Origin of the sequence: Mesorhizobium sp. BR1-1-4 (assembly GCF_020165375.1) — a bacterium.
Classification (GTDB): Bacteria; Pseudomonadota; Alphaproteobacteria; order Rhizobiales; family Rhizobiaceae; genus Mesorhizobium; species Mesorhizobium australicum.
The window spans coordinates 141,468-165,084 of the sequence record NZ_JAIUIB010000007.1; the positions used below are offsets into that span (position 1 = coordinate 141,468).

A 23,617-nucleotide genomic window follows, 5' to 3' on the forward strand; every position below is an offset into this window, starting at 1 on the left:
CTCAGGCGCCCTTCCCGTTGACAGCCTGCATGCCCACCGATTTCGGGCTGAACGAGGCGAACAGAGCCTGGATATAGGGCCTGAACATATGCTCCAGCGCGCCGGCGAAGAGGATGACCAATCCTTGAATGATGACGATCATGTCGCGGCTGATTGCCGGCATCTCGAAGGCGAGTTCGGCGCCGCCCTGGTAAAGCATGCCGAACAGGATCGCCGCCAGCACGATGCCGACCGGATGCAGGCGGCCCATCAGCGCCACTGCGATACCGACGAAACCGGCGCCAGAAACGAAGTCGATCGCGACATTGTGCTGGTCGCCCATCACCGGGTTGAGCGCCATCATGCCGGCCAGCGCGCCCGAGATCATCATCGCAGTGATGATGATGCGGGTTTCCGAAATGCCGGCATAGCGGGCCGCTTTCGGGCTGTGGCCATAGGTGCGCATCTCATAGCCGAGCTTGGTGCGCCAGATCAGCAGCCAGACCAGGAAAGCCATCACCAGCGCCAGCAGGAAGCAGATGTTGAGCGGGGCCGAGCGGATCTTGGCGCCGAACAATTCGATGATCCAGTTCAGTTTCGGCAGCTCCGCACCGGCGAGGAAGTTGCGCGTCTGCGGCGCCTGCGACCCTGCCGGCTTCAGCGGACCGACCAGCAGGTAGACCATGATCGAGGCGGCGATGAAGTTGAACATGATTGTCGTGATGACGATGTGCGAGCCGCGCTTGGCCTGCAGGTAGGCGGGGATCAACGCCCACAATGCGCCCACGAGCGCCGAAGCGACGATTGCCAGCGGAAATGTCAGCCACCAGGGCAGTGTGCTGTCGAAGGAAAGGCAGACGATGGCGATGCCGAGGCCAGCGATGTAGGCCTGTCCCTCGGTACCGATGTTGAACAGGCCGCAATGCGCCGCCACCGCCACCGAAAGCCCGGTGAATATGAAGGTCGTAGCGTAGAAGAGGGTGAAGGCGATGCCGGTGCCCTTGCCGAAGGCGCCTTCGACCAGGATGACGGCGGCACGGAAGGGGTTTTCGCCGACGAGCATGACGACGAAGCCAGCGACGATGAAGGCGACCGACAGATTGATCAGCGGGATCAGCCCGTAGTCGGCCCAGGCCGGCAATTTGGCGTAAGGCGTGCTCATTGCGCCGCCTCCCGATGCTCGACACCGGCCATCAGCAGGCCAAGCTCGCCTTCGGTCGCGTCGGGGCCGCGCTCGCCAACGACCCGGCCGGCAAACATCACCAGGATGCGGTCGGAGAGCGAGCGGATCTCGTCTAGCTCGACCGAGACCACCAGCACCGCCTTGCCCTGGTCGCGCATGGCGATCAGGCGCTTGTGGATGAACTCGATGGCGCCGACGTCGACGCCCCGCGTCGGCTGGCCGACGATCAGCACGCCGGGGTCCTGCTCGATTTCACGCGCGAGCACGATCTTCTGCTGGTTGCCGCCGGAAAAATTGGCCGTCTTCAGGCGCGGATTGCCGGGACGAATGTCGTATTTCTCGATCTTGTCCCTGGCATCGGCCATGATGGCATCGATGTTGAGAAACGGTCCTCTGAGGTAACGGGGATCGTCGTGGTAGCCGAGGATGGAATTCTCATTCTCCTCGAAGGCCAGCACCAGCCCGACATGGTGGCGGTCTTCCGGTACGTGCGCGAGGCCACGGTCGCGCAATTCGCCGGGATCGGCCTTGCCGGTGAGATCGATCGGCTTGCCGTCGAGCGTCACGGAACCGGAAACGGCGTGCCTGATGCCGGAAATCGCCTCAAGCAACTCGGATTGCCCGTTGCCGGCGACGCCGGCGATGCCGACGATCTCGCCGGCTCTGATATCGAAGGAGACGTCGTCGACCATGGTGACGCCACGGGAATCCCTGACCGTCAGGTTCTTGACCGCGAGCTTGACGGCACCGGCCTCGGCTTCGCCCTTTTCGACCCTCAAGAGGACACGCCGCCCGACCATCAGTTCGGCCAGTTCCTCGACGGTGGTTTTCCTGGTCTCCCGGGTCGCCACCATCGTGCCCTGACGCATCACCGACACGGTGTCGGTGATGGCCATGATCTCGCGCAGCTTGTGGGTGATCAGCACCACCGTCTTTCCCTGTTCCTTCAACTGCCTGAGGATGCGGAACAGGTGGTCGGCCTCGGCCGGCGTCAAAACGCCCGTCGGCTCGTCGAGGATCAGGATTTCGGCGCCGCGATAAAGCGCCTTCAGGATTTCCACACGCTGCTGCAGGCCGACCGGCAGTTCTTCGATGATCGCATCGGGATCGACGTCCAGCCCGTATTCGCGCTCCAGCCGGTCAAGCTCGGAGCGCGCCTTGGCGATGCTGCTCTTCAGAAGCGCATCGGTTTCGGCGCCGAGGATGATGTTCTCCAGCACCGAGAAATTGTCGACCAGCATGAAATGCTGGTGCACCATGCCGATGCCGAGCGCGATCGCGTCGTTGGGTGTCTTGATCGATGCCAGCTTGCCGCCGACGCGGATCTCGCCGCTGTCGGCCTGGTAGAAACCGTAGAGGATCGACATCAGCGTCGACTTGCCGGCGCCGTTCTCGCCGACGATGCCGTGGATGGTGCCGCGCGCGATCTCAAGATTGATGTCGCGGTTGGCGCGCACCGCGCCGAAACTCTTGTTGATGCCGATCAGTTCGATTGCGGCTTGCGCCATGCAGCCTGTCCCACTCTTATTTTTTTATCGCTTGGTCAAAACGCCTAGCATGGCGCTCCGCCCATGCCAATTGTCCGGAGCAGCATCCACTCTCGACAAATCCCCGCGCGCTTGTCAATTTCGAACGTGGCCGAAGCTCTCACATTCGCTACTATGGCGAGGTCGATTTGACGTTGCGGCGCAAGGTGTCGCGGTACAAACTGGGGACTTTGCATGATCATGCCCGCCGACCGGCTGACGACGCTGGAAATCCGCGCAGCGGAGCAGGAGAAGACCATCGAGGAACTGTCGGGCCAGATCGCCGAGCAGTGGAAGGTGATCGAACGCATGCAGCGCAAGCTTGATGCGCTGACAGACCGCTTCCTGGCGCTTGAAGAGCAGGCGGCACCGGATGTGCCGGTGACCAAGCCGCCACACTGGTGAGGAGAGGGGGAGGGCACCGATCATGGCCGGTGAGAGCGATCGTATCGCCAGGGCCGGCGACTATGTGCTGGGCCTGATGAACGATGCCGAGCGCGAGCGGGCCGAGCGCGATCTCGAGATCGACCCTGCGTTCCGCGACGCGGTGGTGCAGCTGGCCGAGCGCATGCATGTCTTCGATCGCGCCGAAAAACCAGCCGGCGTCAATCATTGGGAACTGGTTACGCAGCGACTCGCCGAATTGCCGCAGATGCAAGGCGTTGGCCTGGGCGGCAATGATGCCAAGTCGCCGACAGTGATCCGAAGCTTGTCCCGTCAGCCGTACGGCGTTGGTGTGCATTCGCTCGGCGGTAGGCGTGGACTTGTCGTCATGGCCGGGCTGATTGCGGCCTTCGCGCTCGGCTATCTCCTGGGCACATTGTGATGGAGCCGGCGCGACATCAGCATCATCGTGTCGCCGTCCTGCTCGCACAGCTCGATCGTGTCCCAGCCGAGCGCCGCGTAGAACTCGCGCGCTTGCCAAGTGTAGAGGTAGAGCGTCTCGACGCCGGCTGACGCCGCATGCGCTTCGATCGCCTCGACCAGCGCGGTGCCGGTTCCCTTGCCTCGATGGCCGGCGTCGACGACAAGCCCGGCCAGCCACGGTGTCAGATCATGCGCCGGTTCCAGTTCGTGGCGGACCAGCAGGCAGGTGCCTATCGGCACATCGTTCACACGGGCAACCAGAGCCTTTTCGAGGCCGTCGCTGGTCAGCAGGTTGCGGAGCCCTGCCGCATCCTCTTCCAGCGTCCTTCCCGTGCCCTCGAAGAAGGCGGCAATCCGCAGTCGCGCGACGACTTCGATGTCATGCCCGCGCATGGGTTCGATCGTTGGCTGCATTCCTCGCTCCATGCCATCTGCGAGCTTCGTTCGATCGGCAAAAGCAAAACCGCCGGGCTTTCGCCCAGCGGTTGCAGATCATGGCCGTACGCTGCCGCCGATCAATAGGGGCAGGCGTTGTCGGCTGTGTAGTCGTGCACCTTGACCGTGCCGGCGATGATGTCGGCCTTGGCTTTTTCGACGGCCGCCTTCATTTCGTCGGTCACCAGTGCCTTGTTGTTGTCGTCCATGGCGTAGTCGACGCCGCCTTCCTTGAGGCCGAGATTCTCGACGCCACCCTTGAAGGTGCCGTTCTTGCCATCCATGAAGGCGGTGTAGACGGCAACGTCGACGCGCTTCAGCATCGAGGTCAGCACCTTGCCGGGCTGCAGGCCGTTCTGGTTGGAATCGACGCCGATGCCGAGCTTGCCGGCATCGGCCGCCGCCTGCAGCACACCGACGCCGGTGCCGCCGGCGGCCGCGTAAACCACGTCGGCGCCCTGGTCGATCTGCGTCTTGGCGATCTCGCCACCCTTGGCCGGATCGTTCCACGCCGCCGGCGTATCGCCAGTCATGTTCTGGATGACGTCGGTCGCGCCAGCGGACTTGGCGCCGCCGACATAGCCGCATTCGAACTTGCGGATCAGCGGGATGTCCATGCCGCCGACGAAGGCAACCTTCTTCGACTTCGACGCCATCGCGGCCATGATGCCGACGAGATAGGAGCCTTCATTCTCCTTGAACACCAGCGAGCGGACATTGGGCAGGTCGACCGCATCGTCGATGATGGCGAAGTTGAGGTCCGGGTATTCGGCCGCGACCTTCTTCAGCGCATCCTCCCAGGCAAAGCCGGCCATGACGATCGGGTTGTGGCCGTCCTCGGCGAAGCGGCGCAGCGCCTGCTCGCGCTGCGAGGCGTTGGACACTTCGAACTCGACATAGGCGACGCCGGTCTCGGTCTTGAATTTTTCGGCGCCATGGTAGGCAGCCTCATTGAAGGATTTGTCGAACTTGCCGCCCAGATCATAGAGGATGGCCGGCTGGACATCCGCGGCGAAAGCCGGAAGAACCATTGCGGTTGCGGCCAGAAGGCCGAGAACGATACGTTTCATGTGATCCACACCCTGTCGGTTATTTTTTCCGTTGCACACCGCCTGCTGCCCGGTTCTCCGGCAAGCAAACGACGTTAGCCAGGAGTGTATTGCCCTCCCGCTCCCGGGCAATCTGGCACGGCCCGAAACAAAATTCACGTGGAATTTTGACCTTTTGGAAAAGCGTGCCACGGGCAAGCCACGCCGCAACCCGATCTTGCGCGCAGCTTTCAGCAGCCGGCCGGAACGGTGCGGGAGATGGGTTCAGTTCGCGGCGAACTGTCCCGTGCGCCGCTGCCGCCGATAGCCGATGGCGTACAGCAGCAAGGCCAGCACCGCGAAGACGGCAAAGCCCGGCTGGTTGAGCACCCAGGCGATGACTGTGTCCCACAGCAGCGGACTGGCCTTGGCGCGGACGAAGGTTTCGAAGGCGGCCCGCGTGTCCGGCGAGACGGCCAGCCAACTGGCGTTGAGCGGGGTCAGCACAAGGGCCGAAGCCGCCACCGTGCGCGTCGTGTCGAGCACCGCCATAATGACGGAAACCGATAGCGCGACCATGGCCGCAAGACGAAAGACGAAGCGAAACATCAAGGCTCTCCCCCGGTTCCCCCTGGACGCTGACCAGAAGACCGCCGGTACATGTCCGAAACAGAAATAGAATGCGTGCGGTTCAGCTGCAATCGCGATACGCGAATTTAAGGCCCGCGCTTTTCTGGGCCCTATGCGACCGGCTCGCGCCTGGGGCGGTGAACGAGCCAGACGGCAAGAATGCCTCCGGCAATGGCGCCGACCACCAGCCCGGCCAATCCGATGAAGGCGGCAAAGTAGCCGCAGCCGCCCTCGAAGCAACTGACCTCGGCGACATCGGCGATCACCGAGCCAGCCAGGAAGCCGCCAACCGCGCCAATGATCGCGCCCAGGACGATGCCGAGCAAGGCAGCCACGATGGAAGCGAAGACCGACGGCGCTTCGATCCGCGACCTGGCATAGACGCCCTCGGCGCCGGACCCACGGCGCAGCAGATAGATGCAGAGCAGGCCGATGGCGATTTCGGCGCCGCCGATAAGCAGGCTCCTGGCGGAAAAGACGAAATCGGGCACGGCGAGCACATAGGCTTGCCTCGCCAGCACCCAGGCTATGGTCGCCACCTGCCAGATGATGAACTGGCGCGGGAAGCGCGCCGAGCGGCCAAAGGCAAGGCCGAGCAAATAAAGCCCCCACAGGATGGTGATGATGTCGACGGCAAGCCCGCCAAGGAGGAAATAGAAAATCCTGTCCGGCAGGCCGGAATTGCCGGTCAGCCACCAGGCGGAGGCCAGGCCGTAGACCGACCACGCCATGACGAAGATGAGCCAGCCCACCGGCACGTAGGACAGCCCGCTGTCCGGGCGCCCGATTGGCGCCTGCCCCGGCATCCCGCCGCCCGGTTGTTCACTGCCTGATGTCATGCCCGGACGATGCCCCCCGCAAAGCCTCCGTTTCACTCGACAGGTGGCCCGCGACGAAGTCAAGCGCGGCCGGCCTTGGCGGCCCGCCTGTGCACATCATTTGGGGCGTCGGCACCTTGAAACGGATGACGCCGCGCCCTCGCGAAGCGCTGTGTGGCCGGCAAAGCGAATAGACTGTCGTTATGGCTTGGCATTCGGCGCGGGATCGACTAGATGAGCCCCGCGCCTGTTGCTTTGACGGCTCAGGTGCCGGGAGAGGTGTCCGCTGGTTGGCGGCACCCATAGCGCGGAAATCGCTACTCCTCCCTGAAGGGACTGCATTGTCCCCAACCCGCGCGGCGAAACCGGCCGTCGCGAAAAATGCAAGGACGGAGAGGTGGCCGAGTGGTTGAAGGCGCACGCCTGGAAAGTGTGTTTACGGGAGACCGTAACGCGGGTTCGAATCCCGCTCTCTCCGCCAGCTTCCCTTTTCGCCGGGCGCTTCTGGGTGCAGTCTAGCATACTAGCATCTCGACTATCGAACCTTAATCCGTCTTCTCGCCGGTCCGACGGAGTAGCAGCCATGGCCGGTGGATCAGGATGCAAGATTTCCGGCGCACTCAGGCGTGCGTTTCGCAAACGGTCCTGTTTGCTCCGGAACCTCCCAGCTCGCGATGCGTTACCCGGCGTCTCATCATAGATCCCCGCCAGGATTTTCTCCGAGAACCGCGTCCAATCAGGAGCCCGCTTCATGTATGACAAGCTGTTTCATTCGCCCGTCGCACTGACCGTCGGTCTCGGCTTCAAGCGCGAAATCGCCTCGCTGGCCGAAATGCACGATTTCCTGACCAACTGGACGACCTCCCGACGTGGTCCGCTTTATCGCAATGCCGTCGAGGCGTGCAGCCTGGCCTTGGAAGGCTGCATCACGAGGGACGAGGCGCGCCATGCGCTTGTTGAATTCGCGGAAGCCACCGGTATTCTCTGGCCCGAGATCGAGCCGGTCATCGTGGCGAGGGCCGTCGCACGCGGCCATGGCGGCTACGCCGCCTGATCGTTCGAGCTGTCATTGCGATGGCCGGTTCGTACGGCCGCTCCCCCGAAAGCCCGGCTTGGCCCTCCGAGCCCGGCTTTTCCGTTCCATCTTGCGGAGGGTCCGCAGACCAGGCCGCGGTCAATCGCACCAACTCGATGAGATGACGAGCGATGCTTCGAAGACATGGCGCCCGCTCTCGTCGCGCACCTTCACGGTGATGGCCGTTCGGTCGTTTTCGATCATCTCGTCGCGAATGATGTCGGGCAGGATAAGGATTGCCTCGCGCCGCAGACGCTCGCGCGTATCGAACACCTGACCATGGTCATCCACCGTCAGGCCATCGCCATTGTAAAGGTCGAGAAAGTATCTGGGCATGATGCGGCCGGATCCCGAGCTGATGAAATTTCCAAAAGAGACTTGAGCGACAATTCGCGGGCTAAGCCGTTGTTCCATCAGAGATGATCTTCGTTGGCGAATAAGCGCCTTCTAACAAATGTTAATGCCCGCCGGCGCCCGACGACCTAGTGCTTCGGTAGCCGCCCCTTGCTTTCGACAGTTGGCGATCGGCTCTGAGCCCTTTCGCTGGAGATAGCGGTGCTGGAATCCCTGTATCTGAATCTCGCCCAGCACGACGCGCTTTCCGATGCCGAAAAGGCGCTGCTGGCAGAGGCCATGACTTTCGAGCGGCATTTCGCGGTCGGCCAGGATATCGTCGCATCGGGCGCGCGGCCCACCTATTCGACCCTGGTCCTCGACGGTTTGGCAGCGCGCTACAAGGTGCTCGAGAACGGCGGCCGGCAGTTCACCTCGCTGCAGGTGCCTGGCGATTTCGTCGATCTCCACGCCTTCCTCCTGAAGACGATGGATCACGGCATCGTTGCCATGTCGCCCTGTCATGTCATGTTCGCCGATCACAGCCGGCTTCGCGCCATCACCGAGGAAGCGCCGCATCTGACGCGGCTGCTGTGGCTGGACACGCTGGTCGACGGCGCCATCCATCGCGAGTGGATCGTGGCGATGGGCCGCCGCTCCAAGACCTCACACCTGGCCCATCTCCTCTGTGAGCTTTTCGTACGGCTGCAGGTGGTGCAGCGCACCAACGGCATGAGCTTTCACCTGCCGCTCTCACAGGCCGAGCTGGCCGATGTGCTCGGTCTTTCCGTCGTACACATGAACCGCGTCATCGGCGCCTTGCGCAAAGTCGGCGTCGTCAATTGGGCAAATCACACGGTGACAATCCTGGATTGGCACAGGCTCCAGGAAATCGCCGAGTTCGATCCGACCTATCTCAGCCTGACGCGGGAGCCGCGGTAGAGCGTTCCCAGCAAGGCCGCAAAGCGCGGCGGCATATCCTTCCCGGCAATCCGCGTCGACAAGCTGCTCTTCGACGGCGAGCCGCGCCGGAAACCTTTATAGAATTCCTATTTCTTTCCCATCCGCCCCGTCTCGAACCTTTATGGCGATCGGGTCCATATTCACGTCGAGCAAAGCCGTCGACGCCGCCTAGTGCGGCGCGCCGTCTCACAGTATTGCCGCCCTGTCTTTGGCAGGAGACCAGTAAAAAATTGGAAGCAAGGAAAACAGAATGGACATCATTGTTCTTGGGGTCGGGGCTTTGTTCTTCGGCTTGTCCATCGTCTACGTCAAAGCTTGCGACAGAATTTAATCTGAAGGATCGAACCATGCTTGTCGATTACATCCTCGGCGGTGGCGTGACCCTGTTCCTGCTCGCCTACCTCACCTACGCGCTCATTCGTCCAGAACGCTTCTGAAGGCACGGAAAGCCACAGCCATGACACTGAACGGATGGATACAGATCCTCCTCTATTGCGGGATCCTTGTTTTGCTGGTGAAGCCGCTTGGCTTCTACATGCACCGCGTCTTCAATGGTGATCGCACGCCGCTTTCACCGATCCTCGGCCCGCTTGAGCGCGGGCTCTACCGTATTTGCGGAACCAGCGAGCGCGAGGAGCAGCACTGGACCACCTATGCGGTGGCTCTCCTGCTGTTCAACCTGGCGGGCTTCCTGGTGCTCTATGTCCTGCAACGCCTGCAAGGCAGTCTGCCCTACAATCCGGCCGGCATGAGCGCGGTCGACCCAGCGCTCGCCTTCAACACCGCCGCCAGCTTCATGACCAACACCAACTGGCAGAACTACGGTGGTGAAAGCACGATGTCCTACCTCGTGCAGATGGCCGGGCTGACGGTCCAGAATTTCGTTTCGGCCGCCACAGGCATCGCCATTGCAATCGCGCTGATCCGCGGCTTCGCCCGCGCTTCCGGAAGATCGATCGGCAATTTCTGGGTCGATATAATGCGCGCCACGCTCTATGTGCTCTTGCCGCTCTGCGTCGTGCTCACCCTGGTCTATGTCTGGCTCGGCATGCCGCAGACGCTGGGGCCTTACGTCGACGCCACGACGCTTGAGGGCGCCAGGCAGACCATCGCGCTGGGGCCGGTCGCCTCGCAGGTCGCCATCAAGATGCTCGGCACCAATGGCGGCGGTTTCTTCAATGCCAACGCGGCACATCCATTCGAGAATCCCGACGCCGTCTCCAACCTGATCCAGATGCTGTCGATCTTCGTCGTCGGCGCCGCATTGACCAACGTCTTCGGCCGCATGGTCGGCAATCAGCGCCAGGGCTGGGCGATCCTCGCCTCAATGGGCGTGCTGTTCATCGTTGGCGTCGCCGTCTGCTACTGGGCGGAAGCCGCGGGCAATCCGCTGGTGCATGCGCTGGGCATCGACGGCGGCAATATGGAAGGGAAAGAGACCCGCTTCGGCATCGCGCTCTCGGCTTTGTTCGCCGTCATCACCACGGCCGCTTCCTGCGGCGCGGTCAACGCCATGCACGATAGCTTCACCGCGCTCGGTGGCATGATCCCGCTCATCAACATGCAACTCGGCGAGGTCGTCGTCGGCGGCGTCGGCGCCGGCTTCTACGGCATGCTGATGTTCATCCTGATCTCAGTCTTCGTCGCCGGCCTGATGGTCGGCCGCACGCCGGAATATCTCGGCAAGAAGATCGAGGCGAAGGAGGTCAAGATGGCGATGCTGGCCATCCTGTGCCTGCCACTGGCGATGCTGATCTTCACGGCGATCGCGGTGGTGCTGCCGAGCGCGGTGGCGTCGATCGCCAATGGTGGGCCGCACGGCTTCTCCGAGATCCTCTACGCCTACACCTCGGCGGCGGCCAACAACGGTTCGGCCTTCGGCGGCCTCAGCGGCAACACGCCCTGGTACAACATCACGCTCGGCATCGGCATGCTGATGGGCCGCTTCCTGGTCATCATCCCGGCGCTCGCCATCGCCGGCGCGCTGGCGGCGAAGAAGACCGTCCCCGGCTCGGCCGGCACCTTCCCGACCGACGGTCCGCTGTTCGTCGGGCTGCTGGTCGGCGTCATCGTCATCGTCGGCGGCCTGACCTTCTTCCCGGCGCTCGCCGTCGGACCTGTCGTCGAGCACCTGGCGATGATCCATGGACAGACATTCTGAGGCAGACATGTCCTGGTTCAGCAACAAGCGCCGCAATATCAGGCATCGGGCCGATCCGGGGAAGGAGGGGCTGCCGCCTCCCTTCCCGACCATGTCGACGTTTCTTGGGCTTGCCGCCGCCATGATCGCGCTTTGGCTGCTGGCCTACGGGCTTCCTCATCTTTTTTCGGCATCCGACCAGTCGCCGCCGCACACCAACACTGAAGCCGGAGCTTCAAAATGAGTCAGTCAAAGTCAGCCAGCATCATGGATGGCGGCATCCTGTGGCCCGCCATCGGCGGCGCCGTCCGCAAACTCGATCCGCGCACGCTGGCCCGCAACCCGGTGATGTTCGTCGTCGCCGTCGTCTCGGCGCTGACATCGGTGCTGTTCGTCAAGGACCTCGTCACCGGCGGCGGTGATTTGCTGTTCACGCTGCAGATCATCATCTGGCTGTGGTTCACGGTGCTGTTCGCCAATTTCGCCGAAGCCGTCGCCGAAGGGCGCGGCAAGGCGCAGGCGGATTCGCTGCGCAAGGCTCGCACCGAAACCCAGGCCAAGCTTTTGACGGGCGTGGACCGCACCAGGTTCAAGCTGGTACCCGGCACCAGCCTGAAGGTCGGCGATATCGTTCTCGTCGAAGCCGGCGACATCATCCCGTCCGATGGCGAGGTGGTGGAAGGCGTCGCCTCGGTCAACGAGGCGGCGATAACGGGCGAATCCGCGCCGGTGATCCGCGAATCCGGCGGCGACCGATCGGCCGTCACCGGCGGCACGCAGGTGCTGTCGGACTGGATCCGCGTGCGCATCACCGCCGCCGCGGGCCACACATTCCTCGACCGCATGATCTCGCTGGTCGAAGGCGCCGAGCGCCAGAAGACGCCCAACGAGATCGCGCTCAACATCCTGCTCGTCGGCATGACGCTGATCTTCGTGCTGGCCACAGCGACCATCCCGAGCTTTGCCCATTACTCGGGTGGCTATATTTCGGTGACCGTGCTCGTCGCGCTGTTCGTGACGCTCATCCCGACCACGATCGGCGCGCTGCTGTCGGCCATCGGCATTGCCGGCATGGACCGGCTGGTGCGCTTCAATGTGCTGGCCATGTCGGGTCGCGCCGTCGAAGCCGCCGGCGACGTCGACACGCTGCTCCTCGACAAGACCGGCACCATCACGCTCGGCAACCGCCAGGCGACGGAATTCCGCCCGGTCAAGGGCGTCAGCGAGCAGGAACTGGCGGACGCGGCACAGCTTGCCTCGCTCGCCGACGAGACGCCGGAAGGCCGCTCGATCGTGGTGCTGGCCAAGGAGAAGTATGCCATCCGTGCCCGCGACATGGCGACATTGCATGCTACTTTCGTGCCCTTCACCGCGCAGACCCGCATGAGCGGCGTCGACATCGACGGTTCGTCGGTACGCAAGGGCGCAGTCGATTCCGTGCTCGCCCATGTCAGCCAGGCGACATCGGCCAGCCGCGCGACGCGCCCGAACAGCGACACGATCAGGGATTTGCAGGCGATCGCCGACGAGGTCGCGAAATCCGGCGGCACGCCGCTGGCGGTCGAGCGGGACGGGCGCCTGCTGGGTATCGTGCACCTCAAGGACATCGTCAAAGGCGGCATCCGCGAGCGTTTCGCCGAGCTGCGCAAGATGGGCATCCGCACGGTCATGATCACCGGCGACAACCCGATGACGGCAGCCGCCATCGCGGCCGAAGCCGGCGTCGACGACTTCCTTGCCCAGGCGACACCGGAGGACAAGCTGAAGCTGATCCGCGACGAGCAGGCCAAGGGCAAACTGGTCGCCATGTGCGGCGACGGCACCAACGATGCGCCAGCCCTTGCGCAAGCCGATGTCGGCGTCGCCATGAACACCGGCACGGTCGCTGCTCGCGAGGCCGGCAATATGGTCGACCTCGACAGCGATCCGACCAAGCTTATCGAGATCGTCGAAATCGGCAAGGCGCTGTTGATGACCCGCGGCTCGCTGACTACCTTCTCGATCGCCAATGACGTGGCCAAGTATTTTGCCATTATCCCGGCCATGTTCGCCGTCTTCTACGTCGCGCCCGGCCAGACCACAGGTCCGCTGCAAGCGCTCAACATCATGCATCTGGCGACACCGCAGAGCGCCATCCTGTCGGCCATCATCTTCAACGCGCTGATCATCATCGCGCTGATCCCGCTGTCGCTGCGCGGTGTGAAGTACCGGGCGATCGGCGCGGGTGCGCTGCTCAGCCGCAACCTTCTCGTCTACGGTCTCGGCGGCATCGTCGTGCCGTTCGTCGGCATCAAGACAATCGACATGGCCGTCACCGCCCTTGGCCTTGCATAAGGATCATTCCGATGCTCAAGCAGATCAGACCCGCGATCATCATGATCGTTTTCTTCACCGTGCTGACCGGGCTCGTCTATCCCATCGGCATGACCGGCATCGCCCAGGCGCTGTTCCCGCGCCAGGCCAATGGCAGCCTGATCGAGAGGGGCGGCAAGGTGATCGGCTCCGAACTGATCGGCCAGGCTTTCGCCAGCGACACGTATTTCCACGGACGGCCGTCGGCTGCCGGCAACGGCTACGATGCCAGCGCCTCCGGCGGCTCCAACCTCGGTCCGACCAACCCGAAGCTGATCGAGCGCATCAAGGGCGACGCGGAAAAGCTGAAGTCTGAGAACCCGGACCAGCCGGTGCCGATGGACCTGGTGACGACGTCCGGCAGCGGCCTTGATCCGCAGATCAGTCCCGAGGCCGCTTATTTCCAGGTTCCGCGCGTGGCCAAGGCAAGGCGCATCGACGAGGCCAAGGTCAAGGCGCTCGTCGACAGCCAGGTCGAGGACCGGGACTTGGGCGTGCTCGGCGAGCCGGCGGTTAATGTGCTGGCCCTCAACCTGGCGCTGGATGCCGCGAAGTAGGTGATGTCCGGCGCCGGGGATCGACACGGTCCCCGGCGCCATTCATGATCGGACCCGATGCCGGACGACAGAAGCTACGTCGAAAACAGACCATCTCCCGACGCGCTGCTAGAGCATGCCGAGCGGGAAGGGCGCGGCCGTCTGCGCATATTCCTGGGCGCGGCACCCGGTGTCGGCAAGACCTACGAGATGCTGATGTCGGGTTGTGCCAGGGTGGCCGACGGTGCCGACGTGGTGATCGGCGTGGTCGAGACGCATGGCCGCAAGGAAACACAGGCCCTGGTCGAGGGGTATGAAGTCATTGCCCGCCGCAGGGTCGACTACAAGGGGCGCTTCCTCGACGAGATGGATATCGATGCCATCCTTGCCCGGCGTCCGGCGCTGGTCCTGGTCGACGAACTCGCCCACACCAACGCGCCCGGCAGCCGCCACCCCAAGCGCTATCTCGATGTCCAGGAAATCCTGGCGCGGGGCATAGACGTCTATACGACGCTGAACATCCAACATGTCGAAAGCCTGAACGACGTCGTCGCCCAGATTACCCGGGTCAGGGTGCGCGAGACGGTTCCAGACTCCATCATCGACCAGGCGGATGATGTCGAGATCATCGATCTGACGCCCGACGACCTGATCAAGCGGCTGGAGGAGGGCAAGGTCTATTTCCCCAACACCGCGCAGCGCGCCGTGGAGAACTATTTTTCGCCTGGCAATCTGACGGCGTTGCGGGAACTGGCGCTGCGCCGAACCGCCCAGCGCGTCGACGAGCAACTGCTCAACCACATGCAGTCCCACGCCATCCAGGGTCCGTGGGCGGCGGGGGAGCGAGTTCTTGTCTGCGTCGATGCCCGTCCGGGTGGGGCAGCCCGCATTCGCTACGCACGCAGGCTGGCCGACAGGCTTCGTGCGCCATGGACGGCGCTTCATGTCGACACGCCCCGCTCCGCCGGCATGTCCGAGGATGACAAGGACAGGCTCGCCACACTGCTGCGCCTCGCCGAGCAACTCGGTGCCGAGGTGACGACCATCCCGGGCCAGAGCGTCGCGCAGGACATCGTTCGCCATGCGACGGCCAACAATTTCACCCACATCGTGGTCGGCAGGCCGACCCGGTCGCGCTGGCGCGAACTGATCGAAGGGTCGCTCACCTATGATCTGATCCGCAACGCCGGCGACATCAGTGTCCATGTCATCTCGGGAACGGAGCGGGACACCGAAACGTCTTCCAGGAGAGTGAACGCGGCAGCCGAGGAAAGGCATTTCCAGGCCAAGCCGTATTTGCTCGCCACGGCTTACGTTGCCGGATCATTGGCCGTCAGCACCGTTCTCGACCAGTTCCTCGACGTTCGCAATCTGGCGATCGTCTTCCTGCTCTCCGTGCTGACGTCGGCGGTGGCTGGTGGTCTCTGGCCGGCGCTTTACGCCTGTTTCCTCAGTGTCCTTGCCTTCAACTATTTTTTCCTCGAGCCACGCTACACGCTGACCATCCGCGATCCCGAAAGCATCGTCGCGATTGCCGTCTTCGTCGCCGTTGCCGTCATCGCCAGCAACCTGACGGCGCGCGTGCAGCGTCAGGCTGCCGCCGCCCGCTCGCGGGCGCGGGCAACCGAGGACATCTATCTGTTTTCCAAGAAGCTCGCAGGCGCCGGCACGCTCGACGACGTGCTCTGGGCCACCGCCTTCCAGATCGCCTCGATGCTGAAGCTGCGCGTGGTGCTGCTGCTGCCGGAAGGCGGCACGATCACCGTCAAGGCAGGCTATCCGCCCGACGACACGCTGGCCGAGGCCGACATTGCCGCCGCACGCTGGGCCTGGGAGCACAACCGTGCCGCCGGACGCGGCGCCGATACGCTTCCTGGCGCCAAGCGCCTCTATCTTCCCTTGCGCACGGGACGCACCGCAATCGGCGTCGTCGGCCTCGACAATGACAAGCAGGGCCCGCTTCTGACGCCCGAGCAGCAGCGGCTGCTCGACGCGCTGGCCGATCAGGCGGCGGTGGCGATCGAACGCATCCAGCTCGTCGCCGATGTCGATCGCGCCAAGCTCGCGGCCGAAGCCGACCGGCTGCGCTCGGCGCTGCTGACCTCGATTTCGCATGACCTGAAAACGCCGCTCGCCGCCATCATGGGCGCGGCCGGCACGCTCAAGGAATTCGCGCCCGACCTCCCCGAGCAGGACAGGGCCGAGCTCCTGTCGACCGTGATCGACGAATCGGAGCGGCTGAACCGCTTCATCGCCAACCTGCTCGACATGACCAAGATCGAATCCGGGGCGATGGAGCCGAACTACGCCCTCCATTATGTCGGTGATATCGTCGGCACGGCGCTCGACCGTGCCCGCAAGATCACCAGCGAGCACAAGATCGAGGTCGATATTCCGCCCAACTTGCCGATGCTGCGGCTCGATCCCGTGCTGTTCGAACAGGTCCTGTTCAACCTTCTCGACAATGCCTCGAAATATTCGCCGCCCGGCTCGACGATCCGCATCCAGGCCTGGGCGGATAATGGCTCCGTCATCGTGCGGATCATGGACGAGGGACCGGGCATTCCGGCGCAGGACCTGGAACGTGTCTTCGATACCTTCTATCGGGTGCGCAAGGGCGATCAGGTGCGCGCCGGCACCGGGCTCGGCCTGTCGATCTGCCGTGGCTTCGTCGAGGCGATGGGCGGTACGATCGCGGCCGCCAACCGGACCGACCGCCCCGGTGGCGCCTTCACCATCAGGATGCAAGTGCCGGCGCAGGCGCGCGATATCGGCAACCGCGGCGACGAGCCCGGCATGGATCGGCCTCGATGACCAATTCGAATGTCAGGATACTGGTCGTCGACGACGAGCCGCCGATCCGCAAGCTGCTGCGGGTCGGCCTTGGCAGCCAGGGTTACGCGGTCAGCGAGGCGCCGAACGCCAAGGCGGCGATCGAGCTGATGGAACAGGAGACGCCGGATCTCGTGCTGCTCGATCTCGGCCTGCCCGGCATGGGGGGCCATGAACTCCTGCGCAAATGGCGGGAGGAGGGCGTCGACGTTCCCGTCGTCATCCTCTCCAGCCGTACCGACGAGGCCGGCATCGTCAGCGCGCTCGAACTCGGCGCCGACGACTATGTCACCAAGCCGTTCGGCATGAACGAACTGGTGGCACGCATCCGGGTGGCGCTGCGCCACAAGTTCCAGCAACAGGGTGAGAAGCCGATATTCCAGAGCGGTGACCTCAGCGTCGATCTTGTCAAGCGCGTCGTCAAGGTCGAGGACAGGGAGGTAAAGCTCTCGCCGAAAGAGTACGACATACTGCGCATCCTGGTGCAGCATGCCGGCAAGGTGCTGACCCACCACTTCATCCTGAAGCAGATCTGGGACGATTCGACAGACGTGCAGTACCTCAGGGTCTATGTCCGTCAGCTCAGGCAGAAGATCGAAAAAACCCCCGACCAGCCGCGCTACATCGCCACCGAGACCGGTGTCGGCTATCGCCTGCGTGTCGAGTGAAATAGCCTGTCCGATAACCTGCGTCAGCCGATGGCCTCCAGAGGCCGATTTGCCGCCGCCGATATCCGCAAGGCGGCGAGACAGCCCAGAATGCCGAGTGGCACGAAGGCAAGGAACAGCCAGCTCGCGACATTGGCCGCCGCGTCGTGATTCAGGCCTTGCGAAAAGCCGCTGGCATTGGCGACGATGCCGGCAATGGCGGCGCCCACGGCATAGCCGATGCGCTGCATGGTCGGCACCGCCGCCGAGGCGATGGTCTGCTCGTCGTCCGGTGCGGAGGCGACGATGACGCGGGTCAGGAACGGCCAGGCAATGCCGAAGCCTCCGCCCTGCAGCAGGGCGCAGACCAGGATCAGCGGGATCGAGCCCAGCGGTATCGTGTAGGCGAAGCCGGCGATGCCCGCCGCGATCATCAGCGCGCCGCAGACAATGATCAGCCTTTCGCGCCGCGGCGGCGCGTTGGCGACGAGAATCGACAGGATCGACCAGGCGATCGATTCGGCGGCGATGATGTAGCCGGTGGTCAGCAGCGGAATGTCGTGCAGGCTGGTCAAGAGCAGCGGCCCGTAGACGCCGAAGGAGCAGGTCGCGATGGAAAAGGCGGCGACCATCGTCATGCCGGCGCCGACCGGCGTGCGCCAGGAGAACAGCCGCGCCGGGAACAGCCTGGAGCGCGGCTTCAGCGCGTCGACGTAGAAAAACAGCGCGAGGCCCGTCAGGCCCAACACGATCAGCAGCGAGGAACGTAACAGGGCGATGTCGACGCCGGCCGAGGCGATCAGCACCACGGCGACGGCAAGACAACCAAGCGCCACGAAAGGGAAGGGCGGCGCCTTGCCGGCACTCGTGCTGGGTTTCTTCGCCTCCGGCGTGTTGAGTACGAGGAAGCTTGCCAGCGCCATGGCGGTGCCGCCGAGTGTGAAGACGCCGAAGGCCCAGCGCCAGGACAGCAATTCGGTCATAACAGCGCCAAGCAACGGGCCGCTGAAAGCAGCAACGCCCCAGATAGCCGACATGATACCGAAAAGCTGCGGCCAGATGGCACGCGAAAACAGCCGCTCGACCGATACGAAGGCCAGCGACACCAGCGCGCCGCCGCCGAGGCCCTCGATCAAGCGGCCGGCAAGGAACAATTGCATCGAGGGCGAGGTGGCGCAGATCAGCGCGCCGGCGGCATAAAGCAGGGCCGCGACCACCATGTTGGTGCGCAGCGGAACATAACTCACCAGGCGTCCGGCGGCGGCACCGGCGACGATGGCGCCGAGTTCGTAGATCGCCAGGGACCAGCCGACGAGCTGTACGCCGGCCAGTTCGCCGACCATGGCCGGCATGACCGTCGCCACCATCGTCTCATTGGTGGCGTGCAGCAGGATGCCGAGGCTGATGAAGCAGAAGCGGGCGAGGTCGCCGCTTGCCCACAATGCGCGCCAGTCTACCTTGTTGCTGGTGATTTCAGTCATGTTCACCCCTGCCTTTGCCTATCTCGCTTGTAGCGCATGCTGCCAGAGGCCAGTGCGGGCTTCCGGCAGGACCATAAGGATCGACAGCGCCGTATCCAGGCGCTGTCTACCCAGGGCAGGCCTCTAAAACCTCAAGCATGGTTGAGTTCAAGCGGCTTTTTTGCAGACGTTCGCGAAGTCTCTCAATTTCGTCACCTACGGGCGAAGCAGCCGCGTAGCGGCGTCGCGAAGACCCGAGGATCCTGTGTGTCGGTTCCTGTGTGTCGGTTCCGGTGTATGGTTTGAAGTGGGAAGGAGACCGAGTGGATCCTCGGGTCTGCGTCGCTACGCTCCTAGCTCCGCCCGTGGATGACGAATCGCCGCGGAAGCCGCCCTCATGGCCCAGTCAATTCTCGGTGCTGCGCAACTGGAATTGGCTGACGCCGATGGCGAGATTGATGCCGGTCTGCGTCTGCAGGCTGAGCGGCTGCAGGGTAAAGGCCTGCGAGGAGCCGCCGACCAGGAGATTGGCGCCGGCGCCGACGGCGACGGTCACTTCGGCGCTGGCGCCGGTATAGTCACCGGCCAATGCACCCGGCGCGTAAATGTTCTTCAGCGGCGTCAGCACCAGCCAGCGCATCACCGCCTGCTTGGTCGTGCCAATATCGAGTCCGTATTTGTTGACGGCGCCGAAATAGGCTTCCGGCGCGAAGCTCCTGTCGGCCGGGGTGAAGGTGCAGCTCAAATCCTTGCTCGAGCCGAAGATGAAGCCGGTGCCGCCTGAAATGGCGCATTCAAGCGCACCGAGTTCGATACCCTGGTCCTGCGCTCGTGCGGCGCCCGCAAGCATGATCGTGGTCGCGGCAGCGGCGATGGCTGTCCTGAACATGGCGGTCCCCTCAAAATCAAACGGCGCGGAACCATACTATCTGGTTCCGCGCCGCAGGGTGAGGGGTCGTGGAGCGCGTGGCTCCGTGCAATCACTTGAGCGAGTGGATCAGCTCCAGCGAGGTGACGGCGACCGCCAGGTTGACGCCGGTCTGCGCCTGGACGCTGAGCGGCTCCAACATGAAGGCGCTGTCGAAGCCGCCGACCAGCAGATTGGCGCCGCCGCCGGTCACGACGCTCGCCTCGGCATTAACGCCGTAATAGCTGCCGGCCAGGTCGCCCGCGTCGCGGTCACGGGTCGCGGCAAACACGGCCCAGACGAGCTGGCCCTGGTGCGTCTTGCCAACATCGACGCCGAGCTTGGAGATGACGCCAGTGTAAATCTCGGCCGGACCGTGATGATGGGGACGGAAGACGCAGGACACGCCCTTGTTGGACGTCACGATATAGCCGGTGCCGCCATCGATGGTGCAGTCGAGCGTGCCGAGCTGCAGCCTGCCAGCGCTTGCCGGTGCAACAGCGAACATGGTCGTGGCGAGCGCAGCGGCGCAGACGAGTTTCTTGATCATGGGAGGTCCTTTCGCAAATCGCTTCAAAGTAACGGCTGGGTGGCTAGACCGTTCCGCTGAAACCTTGGCGCGAACAAGGCAGGCGATCACGGTCTGCCGCGGGGGTTAACGCGCGGTTGCCGGATTGATGGCGATCTGCAGCGATGCGTGTCCTTTTGGACACGCATCCGAGGCGTGGGCTTGGGCCGGCATTGGCTGACCGATATCAGCTGACGCGGGCGAGGCCATCCTTGGCAGGCTGGTAGGTGGGATCGAGCCGAACAGCTTCGCGGTAGGACTTGGCCGCCTTGGCCTTGTCGCCGCGCCGCTCATAGATCAGCGCCTGGTTGGACCAGGCCTCGGCGTTCTTGCCGTCGAGTTTGATAGCCATGTTGAAATCGGCGAAGGCATTGTCCTCGTCATTGGTGGCGAGGTAGGAAAGGCCGCGGCCGTTGTATGGCTCGGCGGCGTCCGGCGCTAGCGAGATGGCGGTCGAGAAATCCTCGATGGCGAATTTGTGCTGACCCTGGCTCTGATAGATCAGGCCGCGATTGTGATAGGCGCGGGCATCGGTCGTGTCGAGCTGGATCGCCTTCTGGAAGTCGTTGAAGGCTTCCTGGGTGCGGCCGGCCTTGCGGTAGAGATTGCCGCGGCCGATATAGGCGGCATCGTAGTTGCCATTGATCTGGATCGAGCGGTTGTAGTCCGCCAGCGCTGCTTGCTGATTGCCGAGGAAGCGCTGGATGAGCGCACGGTTCGAGTAGGCCTGATAGAAATTCGGGTTAAGCTGGATGGCTTGGTTGAAATCCTTGAGCGCCGCCTGGTACTGGCCGCCGCGGCCATAGGCCGAGCCGCGCACATTGTAGCCTTCAGGATCCTGCGGATTGCGCTGAATTACGGCCGACAGCGAGGAGATATTCTCGCTCGACCCTTGCGCCTTGTCGATGTTGTTGAACTCGCCGGTCGGGCCTGAGGTCTGGCAGCCGGCAAGCATCAATCCGGAAAGCAGGGCTGTCGCCAGGGCAAAGCCACGAAATGTGGTTTTGCTCTCCACGCTGATTGCGTTCATGTCTGCCCTGTCCTCACTTGCCGCGTCATTCAGGTCCGGATCCCCCCTCCGGGCCGGGTCACATCAAAACAAAAAGGTGGCGGCGATTCCGCATCGCGCCACCTTGGATATCCTTCGAAAAGGACGAAATATTGGCGTCAATCAGCGCGGCGGACGCGCTGCACCGGCGGCACCGCCGGCAGCCACGGGACGCGGCGTCATCGGCAGCAGTCCTTCGCGCTGGGCGCGCTTGCGGGCCAGCTTGCGGGCGCGGCGCACGGCTTCGGCCTTTTCACGGGCGCGCTTCTCGGAAGGCTTCTCGTAGTGACCGCGCATCTTCATTTCGCGGAAGATGCCTTCGCGCTGCATCTTCTTCTTGAGAGCGCGAAGCGCCTGATCAACATTGTTGTCGCGGACGAGTACCTGCACGGGCAATCCTGTCTTTCGGGTTTGATATCAACAGGCAAGCGGCCATAGCCACTAGCCTCCGCGGCGGTTTACACCACGAATTGTGGCGGCTGATAGCAGAATCAGGCCGCGCTGTCCACAGTTGAAATGAAGGACAGCGGCCAAATCGCCAGCGGTCGCTCGTAACATAGGCAGCCAACTACGCCGTGGCCAGATGCAGCCGCTCGAAATCCTCGAAGAATTCGCCATAGTCGCAGGTTATCTCTTCGCCCGCCGCTATGTCGCGGGTCGTGGTTGCTCCGCCATACTGCGAAAAGTCGGTGTTCGGCGTCGCCGAATGATTCATGAAGCGGCCGTTGTCGACCTCATAGACCATGAAGCCTGGCCGGTCGGGGCTTGGATAAGCGTAGCGGTCGAGCAGTTCCCTGAGATGCAAGGGTGCCGCCTGGTATCTTTCCATCGGAATCAGCCGGTCGAAATCCGGGTCGAGCCGCCAGATCGAGGCGCCTTTCCTTATCGGCTCGGCGGCGAATACACCGACGCCTTCGATTGTGCTTTGGGCGACATAGGTCCTGATCAGCAGCATGGTTCCGGCCCGTTTCCAAGGAGAGAACGGAATCGTCAATTCGAGCCGAAATGCAAGCCCCGATTGCGACATCGCGGCCCTGCTGATCCGTATGCTGGCGCCGGAAGCTGTCACGTCCGGTTGATCGACACCCCGCCATCGGCAAAGAGCGCGGTTCCCGTGGTGAAGCTCGAGGCATCGGAGGCGAGATAGAGCGCCGAGCGGGCGATCTCTTCGGGCTCCGCGACACGCTTCAGCGCATGCAGGCCTTCCACGAATGCCCGTGATTCAGGGGTCTTGAAGGTTGCCGCCGGCGTGTCGGTGCCGCCGGGCAGCAGCGCGTTGACCCTTATGCCTTTCGGGCCGTATTCGGCGGCAAGCACCTGCGTCAATCCAATCAAGCCGGCCTTGCTGGCGGCATAGCTGGTCATCCCGGGCATGCCGACCGTGTGACCGACGAAGGTGGACGTGAAGATCAACGAGCCGCCGCCGCGCTCGATCATCGCGGGCACCTGATATTTTGCGCCGAGAAACGCGCTGGTCAGGTTCGTATCGAGGGTCGCGTGCCACCCCTCCAGCGACAAGTCCGGAATCGGTCCCATCTGGCCGACGGAGCCGGCATTGTTGAAGGCGATATCGAGGCCGCCGAATCTTCTGGTGGCGAGATCGACAAGAGCTTTGGCATAGGCTTCGTCCCTGACATCGCCGGCAAGGGCGACGGCCGTGCCGTCGGTCTCCACGATCTCCTCGACAAGCATGTCGAGCTCGGCCTGGCGGCGCGCTGCGACGACGACCCTGGCGCCTTCTTGGGCAAAGAGCTTCGCCGTGGCGCGGCCGATGCCGGAACTGGCACCGGTGACGATGGCGACCTTGTTGGTAAGTGCGAGCATGTCTGGCATCCTTTTCGTTCGCGCCAGCTTCGCCGGCGGTCGGATGTCTGGTCGCAAATGGGCGGGAGATCAGCCACCCGAAACCGGCAAAGGGCCTATTGTTTCAGCAACCATGCCAAGCCGTCCGTCGCGCAACCGTCAACGCAGGTTTTGATCGTCGATCAGGATGTGGTGAATTTCGATGCGCTCGGGCAACTCGATCAGCAGTTCGGCGTCGCGGTCGAGATGATGCACCTTGGTCGGCTCGCCCTTGGTGAACGCGGTCATCGACTCGATGTCCGGCCAGTAGGAAATGGTCGTGAACCAGGTTTCCTTGTCCCGGTCCTCGCGGAATAGCTGGACGCCGAGCGCGACTTTCTGAAGCGGAGGAATCCCCTCGGCCCGTATATAGGATTCGTAGGTATCCGCTATGTCTCGACGGGTGCGGCCGCGCCAGATGCGCGCGATGGTCGGCTTCGTAGCCATG

General features: G+C 63.5%; 26 protein-coding genes and 1 tRNA gene. 12 read left to right on the top strand and 15 right to left on the bottom strand.

What is annotated here, in order from left to right; all coding sequences use genetic code 11:
- Position 1: 1 nt before the first annotated feature.
- A complete protein-coding gene (locus LB571_RS17075; RefSeq protein ID WP_015315755.1) occupies positions 2 to 1,141 on the bottom strand; it encodes an ABC transporter permease in 1,140 nt (379 codons plus the stop codon).
- A complete protein-coding gene (locus tag LB571_RS17080) occupies positions 1,138 to 2,670 on the bottom strand; it encodes an ABC transporter ATP-binding protein (RefSeq protein WP_224596211.1) in 1,533 nt (510 codons plus the stop codon). Before LB571_RS17080 ends, LB571_RS17075 begins: the two co-directional genes overlap by 4 nt.
- A 216-nt stretch (positions 2,671 to 2,886) precedes the next feature.
- On the opposite strand from LB571_RS17080, the gene LB571_RS17085 reads away from it, so the two are divergent.
- Positions 2,887 to 3,093 (top strand): SlyX family protein, encoded by a 207-nt coding sequence (locus tag LB571_RS17085; protein WP_123151274.1) that lies wholly within the window; start codon positions 2,887 to 2,889, stop codon positions 3,091 to 3,093.
- 22 nt (positions 3,094 to 3,115) lie between these two features.
- Complete coding sequence (locus LB571_RS17090) at positions 3,116 to 3,514, top strand: hypothetical protein (RefSeq protein ID WP_140618821.1); 399 nt, start codon at positions 3,116 to 3,118, stop codon at positions 3,512 to 3,514.
- Here the strand turns inward: LB571_RS17090 and LB571_RS17095 are convergent.
- The 4 genes from LB571_RS17095 to LB571_RS17110 all read right to left on the bottom strand — a co-directional run bounded on the left by LB571_RS17095 (position 3,493) and on the right by LB571_RS17110 (position 6,487).
- On the bottom strand, positions 3,493 to 3,969 hold the full coding sequence (locus LB571_RS17095) for a GNAT family N-acetyltransferase (protein WP_140618819.1): 477 nt from the start codon (positions 3,967 to 3,969) through the stop codon (positions 3,493 to 3,495). The genes LB571_RS17090 and LB571_RS17095 overlap by 22 nt on opposite strands.
- Before the next feature lie 101 nt (positions 3,970 to 4,070).
- Positions 4,071 to 5,060, bottom strand: coding sequence for a BMP family protein (locus LB571_RS17100; RefSeq protein ID WP_015315759.1), 990 nt, complete (start codon positions 5,058 to 5,060; stop codon positions 4,071 to 4,073).
- A 243-nt stretch (positions 5,061 to 5,303) separates the two neighbouring features.
- Positions 5,304 to 5,627 (bottom strand): hypothetical protein, encoded by a 324-nt coding sequence (locus LB571_RS17105; RefSeq protein ID WP_140661735.1) that lies wholly within the window; start codon positions 5,625 to 5,627, stop codon positions 5,304 to 5,306.
- A 131-nt stretch (positions 5,628 to 5,758) separates the two neighbouring features.
- Positions 5,759 to 6,487, bottom strand: a complete 729-nt coding sequence (locus tag LB571_RS17110) for a DUF2569 domain-containing protein (protein ID WP_224596213.1) — start codon at positions 6,485 to 6,487, stop codon at positions 5,759 to 5,761.
- 370 nt (positions 6,488 to 6,857) lie between these two features.
- Between LB571_RS17110 and LB571_RS17115 the strand changes: the two genes are divergently transcribed.
- Together LB571_RS17115 and LB571_RS17120 are read left to right on the top strand one after the other, a co-directional pair.
- Positions 6,858 to 6,947, top strand: a tRNA-Ser gene (locus LB571_RS17115).
- Positions 6,948 to 7,217: 270 nt separating this feature from the next.
- A complete protein-coding gene (locus tag LB571_RS17120; RefSeq protein WP_140661736.1) occupies positions 7,218 to 7,520 on the top strand; it encodes a DUF982 domain-containing protein in 303 nt (100 codons plus the stop codon).
- Positions 7,521 to 7,640: 120 nt separating this feature from the next.
- On the opposite strand, the gene LB571_RS17125 is transcribed toward LB571_RS17120, so the two are convergent.
- Positions 7,641 to 7,877, bottom strand: a complete 237-nt coding sequence (locus tag LB571_RS17125) for a DUF6894 family protein (protein WP_015315763.1) — start codon at positions 7,875 to 7,877, stop codon at positions 7,641 to 7,643.
- A 219-nt stretch (positions 7,878 to 8,096) separates the two neighbouring features.
- Here LB571_RS17125 and LB571_RS17130 point away from each other — a divergent pair, with 219 nt between their 5' ends.
- From LB571_RS17130 to LB571_RS17165, 8 genes are all read left to right on the top strand, one after another.
- On the top strand, positions 8,097 to 8,816 hold the full coding sequence (locus LB571_RS17130) for a Crp/Fnr family transcriptional regulator (protein ID WP_140618800.1): 720 nt from the start codon (positions 8,097 to 8,099) through the stop codon (positions 8,814 to 8,816).
- A gap of 368 nt (positions 8,817 to 9,184) precedes the next feature.
- Positions 9,185 to 9,274 carry a K(+)-transporting ATPase subunit F gene (gene kdpF, locus LB571_RS17135; protein ID WP_015315765.1) on the top strand — a complete coding sequence of 30 codons (90 nt, stop codon included), beginning with the start codon at positions 9,185 to 9,187 and terminating at the stop codon, positions 9,272 to 9,274.
- A gap of 20 nt (positions 9,275 to 9,294) precedes the next feature.
- A complete protein-coding gene (gene kdpA / locus LB571_RS17140; protein ID WP_224596218.1) occupies positions 9,295 to 10,998 on the top strand; it encodes a potassium-transporting ATPase subunit KdpA in 1,704 nt (567 codons plus the stop codon).
- 7 nt (positions 10,999 to 11,005) lie between these two features.
- A complete protein-coding gene (locus LB571_RS17145; protein ID WP_015315767.1) occupies positions 11,006 to 11,221 on the top strand; it encodes a hypothetical protein in 216 nt (71 codons plus the stop codon).
- Positions 11,218 to 13,311, top strand: a complete 2,094-nt coding sequence (gene kdpB / locus LB571_RS17150) for a potassium-transporting ATPase subunit KdpB (protein ID WP_224596221.1) — start codon at positions 11,218 to 11,220, stop codon at positions 13,309 to 13,311. The genes LB571_RS17145 and kdpB overlap by 4 nt, the downstream gene beginning before the upstream one ends.
- Before the next feature lie 11 nt (positions 13,312 to 13,322).
- Entirely contained in the window at positions 13,323 to 13,886 is a 564-nt protein-coding gene (gene kdpC / locus LB571_RS17155; RefSeq protein WP_224596224.1) for a potassium-transporting ATPase subunit KdpC, read from the top strand.
- A 57-nt stretch (positions 13,887 to 13,943) separates the two neighbouring features.
- On the top strand, positions 13,944 to 16,679 hold the full coding sequence (locus tag LB571_RS17160; protein WP_224596227.1) for a sensor histidine kinase: 2,736 nt from the start codon (positions 13,944 to 13,946) through the stop codon (positions 16,677 to 16,679).
- Entirely contained in the window at positions 16,676 to 17,365 is a 690-nt protein-coding gene (locus LB571_RS17165; protein WP_224596231.1) for a response regulator transcription factor, read from the top strand. The genes LB571_RS17160 and LB571_RS17165 overlap by 4 nt, the downstream gene beginning before the upstream one ends.
- A gap of 23 nt (positions 17,366 to 17,388) precedes the next feature.
- Here the strand turns inward: LB571_RS17165 and LB571_RS17170 are convergent, their stop codons facing one another.
- From LB571_RS17170 to LB571_RS17205, 8 genes are all read right to left on the bottom strand, one after another.
- A complete protein-coding gene (locus tag LB571_RS17170) occupies positions 17,389 to 18,825 on the bottom strand; it encodes an MFS transporter (RefSeq protein ID WP_224596235.1) in 1,437 nt (478 codons plus the stop codon).
- A 385-nt stretch (positions 18,826 to 19,210) separates the two neighbouring features.
- A complete protein-coding gene (locus LB571_RS17175; protein WP_224596237.1) occupies positions 19,211 to 19,693 on the bottom strand; it encodes a DUF992 domain-containing protein in 483 nt (160 codons plus the stop codon).
- A gap of 91 nt (positions 19,694 to 19,784) precedes the next feature.
- Complete coding sequence (locus LB571_RS17180; protein ID WP_224596239.1) at positions 19,785 to 20,261, bottom strand: DUF992 domain-containing protein; 477 nt, start codon at positions 20,259 to 20,261, stop codon at positions 19,785 to 19,787.
- A 205-nt stretch (positions 20,262 to 20,466) separates the two neighbouring features.
- Positions 20,467 to 21,309 (bottom strand): tetratricopeptide repeat protein, encoded by an 843-nt coding sequence (locus LB571_RS17185; protein ID WP_224596241.1) that lies wholly within the window; start codon positions 21,307 to 21,309, stop codon positions 20,467 to 20,469.
- A gap of 141 nt (positions 21,310 to 21,450) precedes the next feature.
- Entirely contained in the window at positions 21,451 to 21,717 is a 267-nt protein-coding gene (rpsU, locus tag LB571_RS17190; RefSeq protein WP_010911429.1) for a 30S ribosomal protein S21, read from the bottom strand.
- A 178-nt stretch (positions 21,718 to 21,895) separates the two neighbouring features.
- On the bottom strand, positions 21,896 to 22,282 hold the full coding sequence (locus LB571_RS17195; protein ID WP_224596244.1) for an SET domain-containing protein: 387 nt from the start codon (positions 22,280 to 22,282) through the stop codon (positions 21,896 to 21,898).
- Positions 22,283 to 22,392: 110 nt separating this feature from the next.
- Positions 22,393 to 23,151: an SDR family oxidoreductase gene (locus LB571_RS17200; protein ID WP_224596247.1), complete on the bottom strand. Its 759-nt coding sequence runs from the start codon at positions 23,149 to 23,151 to the stop codon at positions 22,393 to 22,395.
- A gap of 138 nt (positions 23,152 to 23,289) precedes the next feature.
- Positions 23,290 to 23,616, bottom strand: a complete 327-nt coding sequence (locus LB571_RS17205) for a hypothetical protein (RefSeq protein WP_224596250.1) — start codon at positions 23,614 to 23,616, stop codon at positions 23,290 to 23,292.
- Position 23,617: the final 1 nt, after the last annotated feature.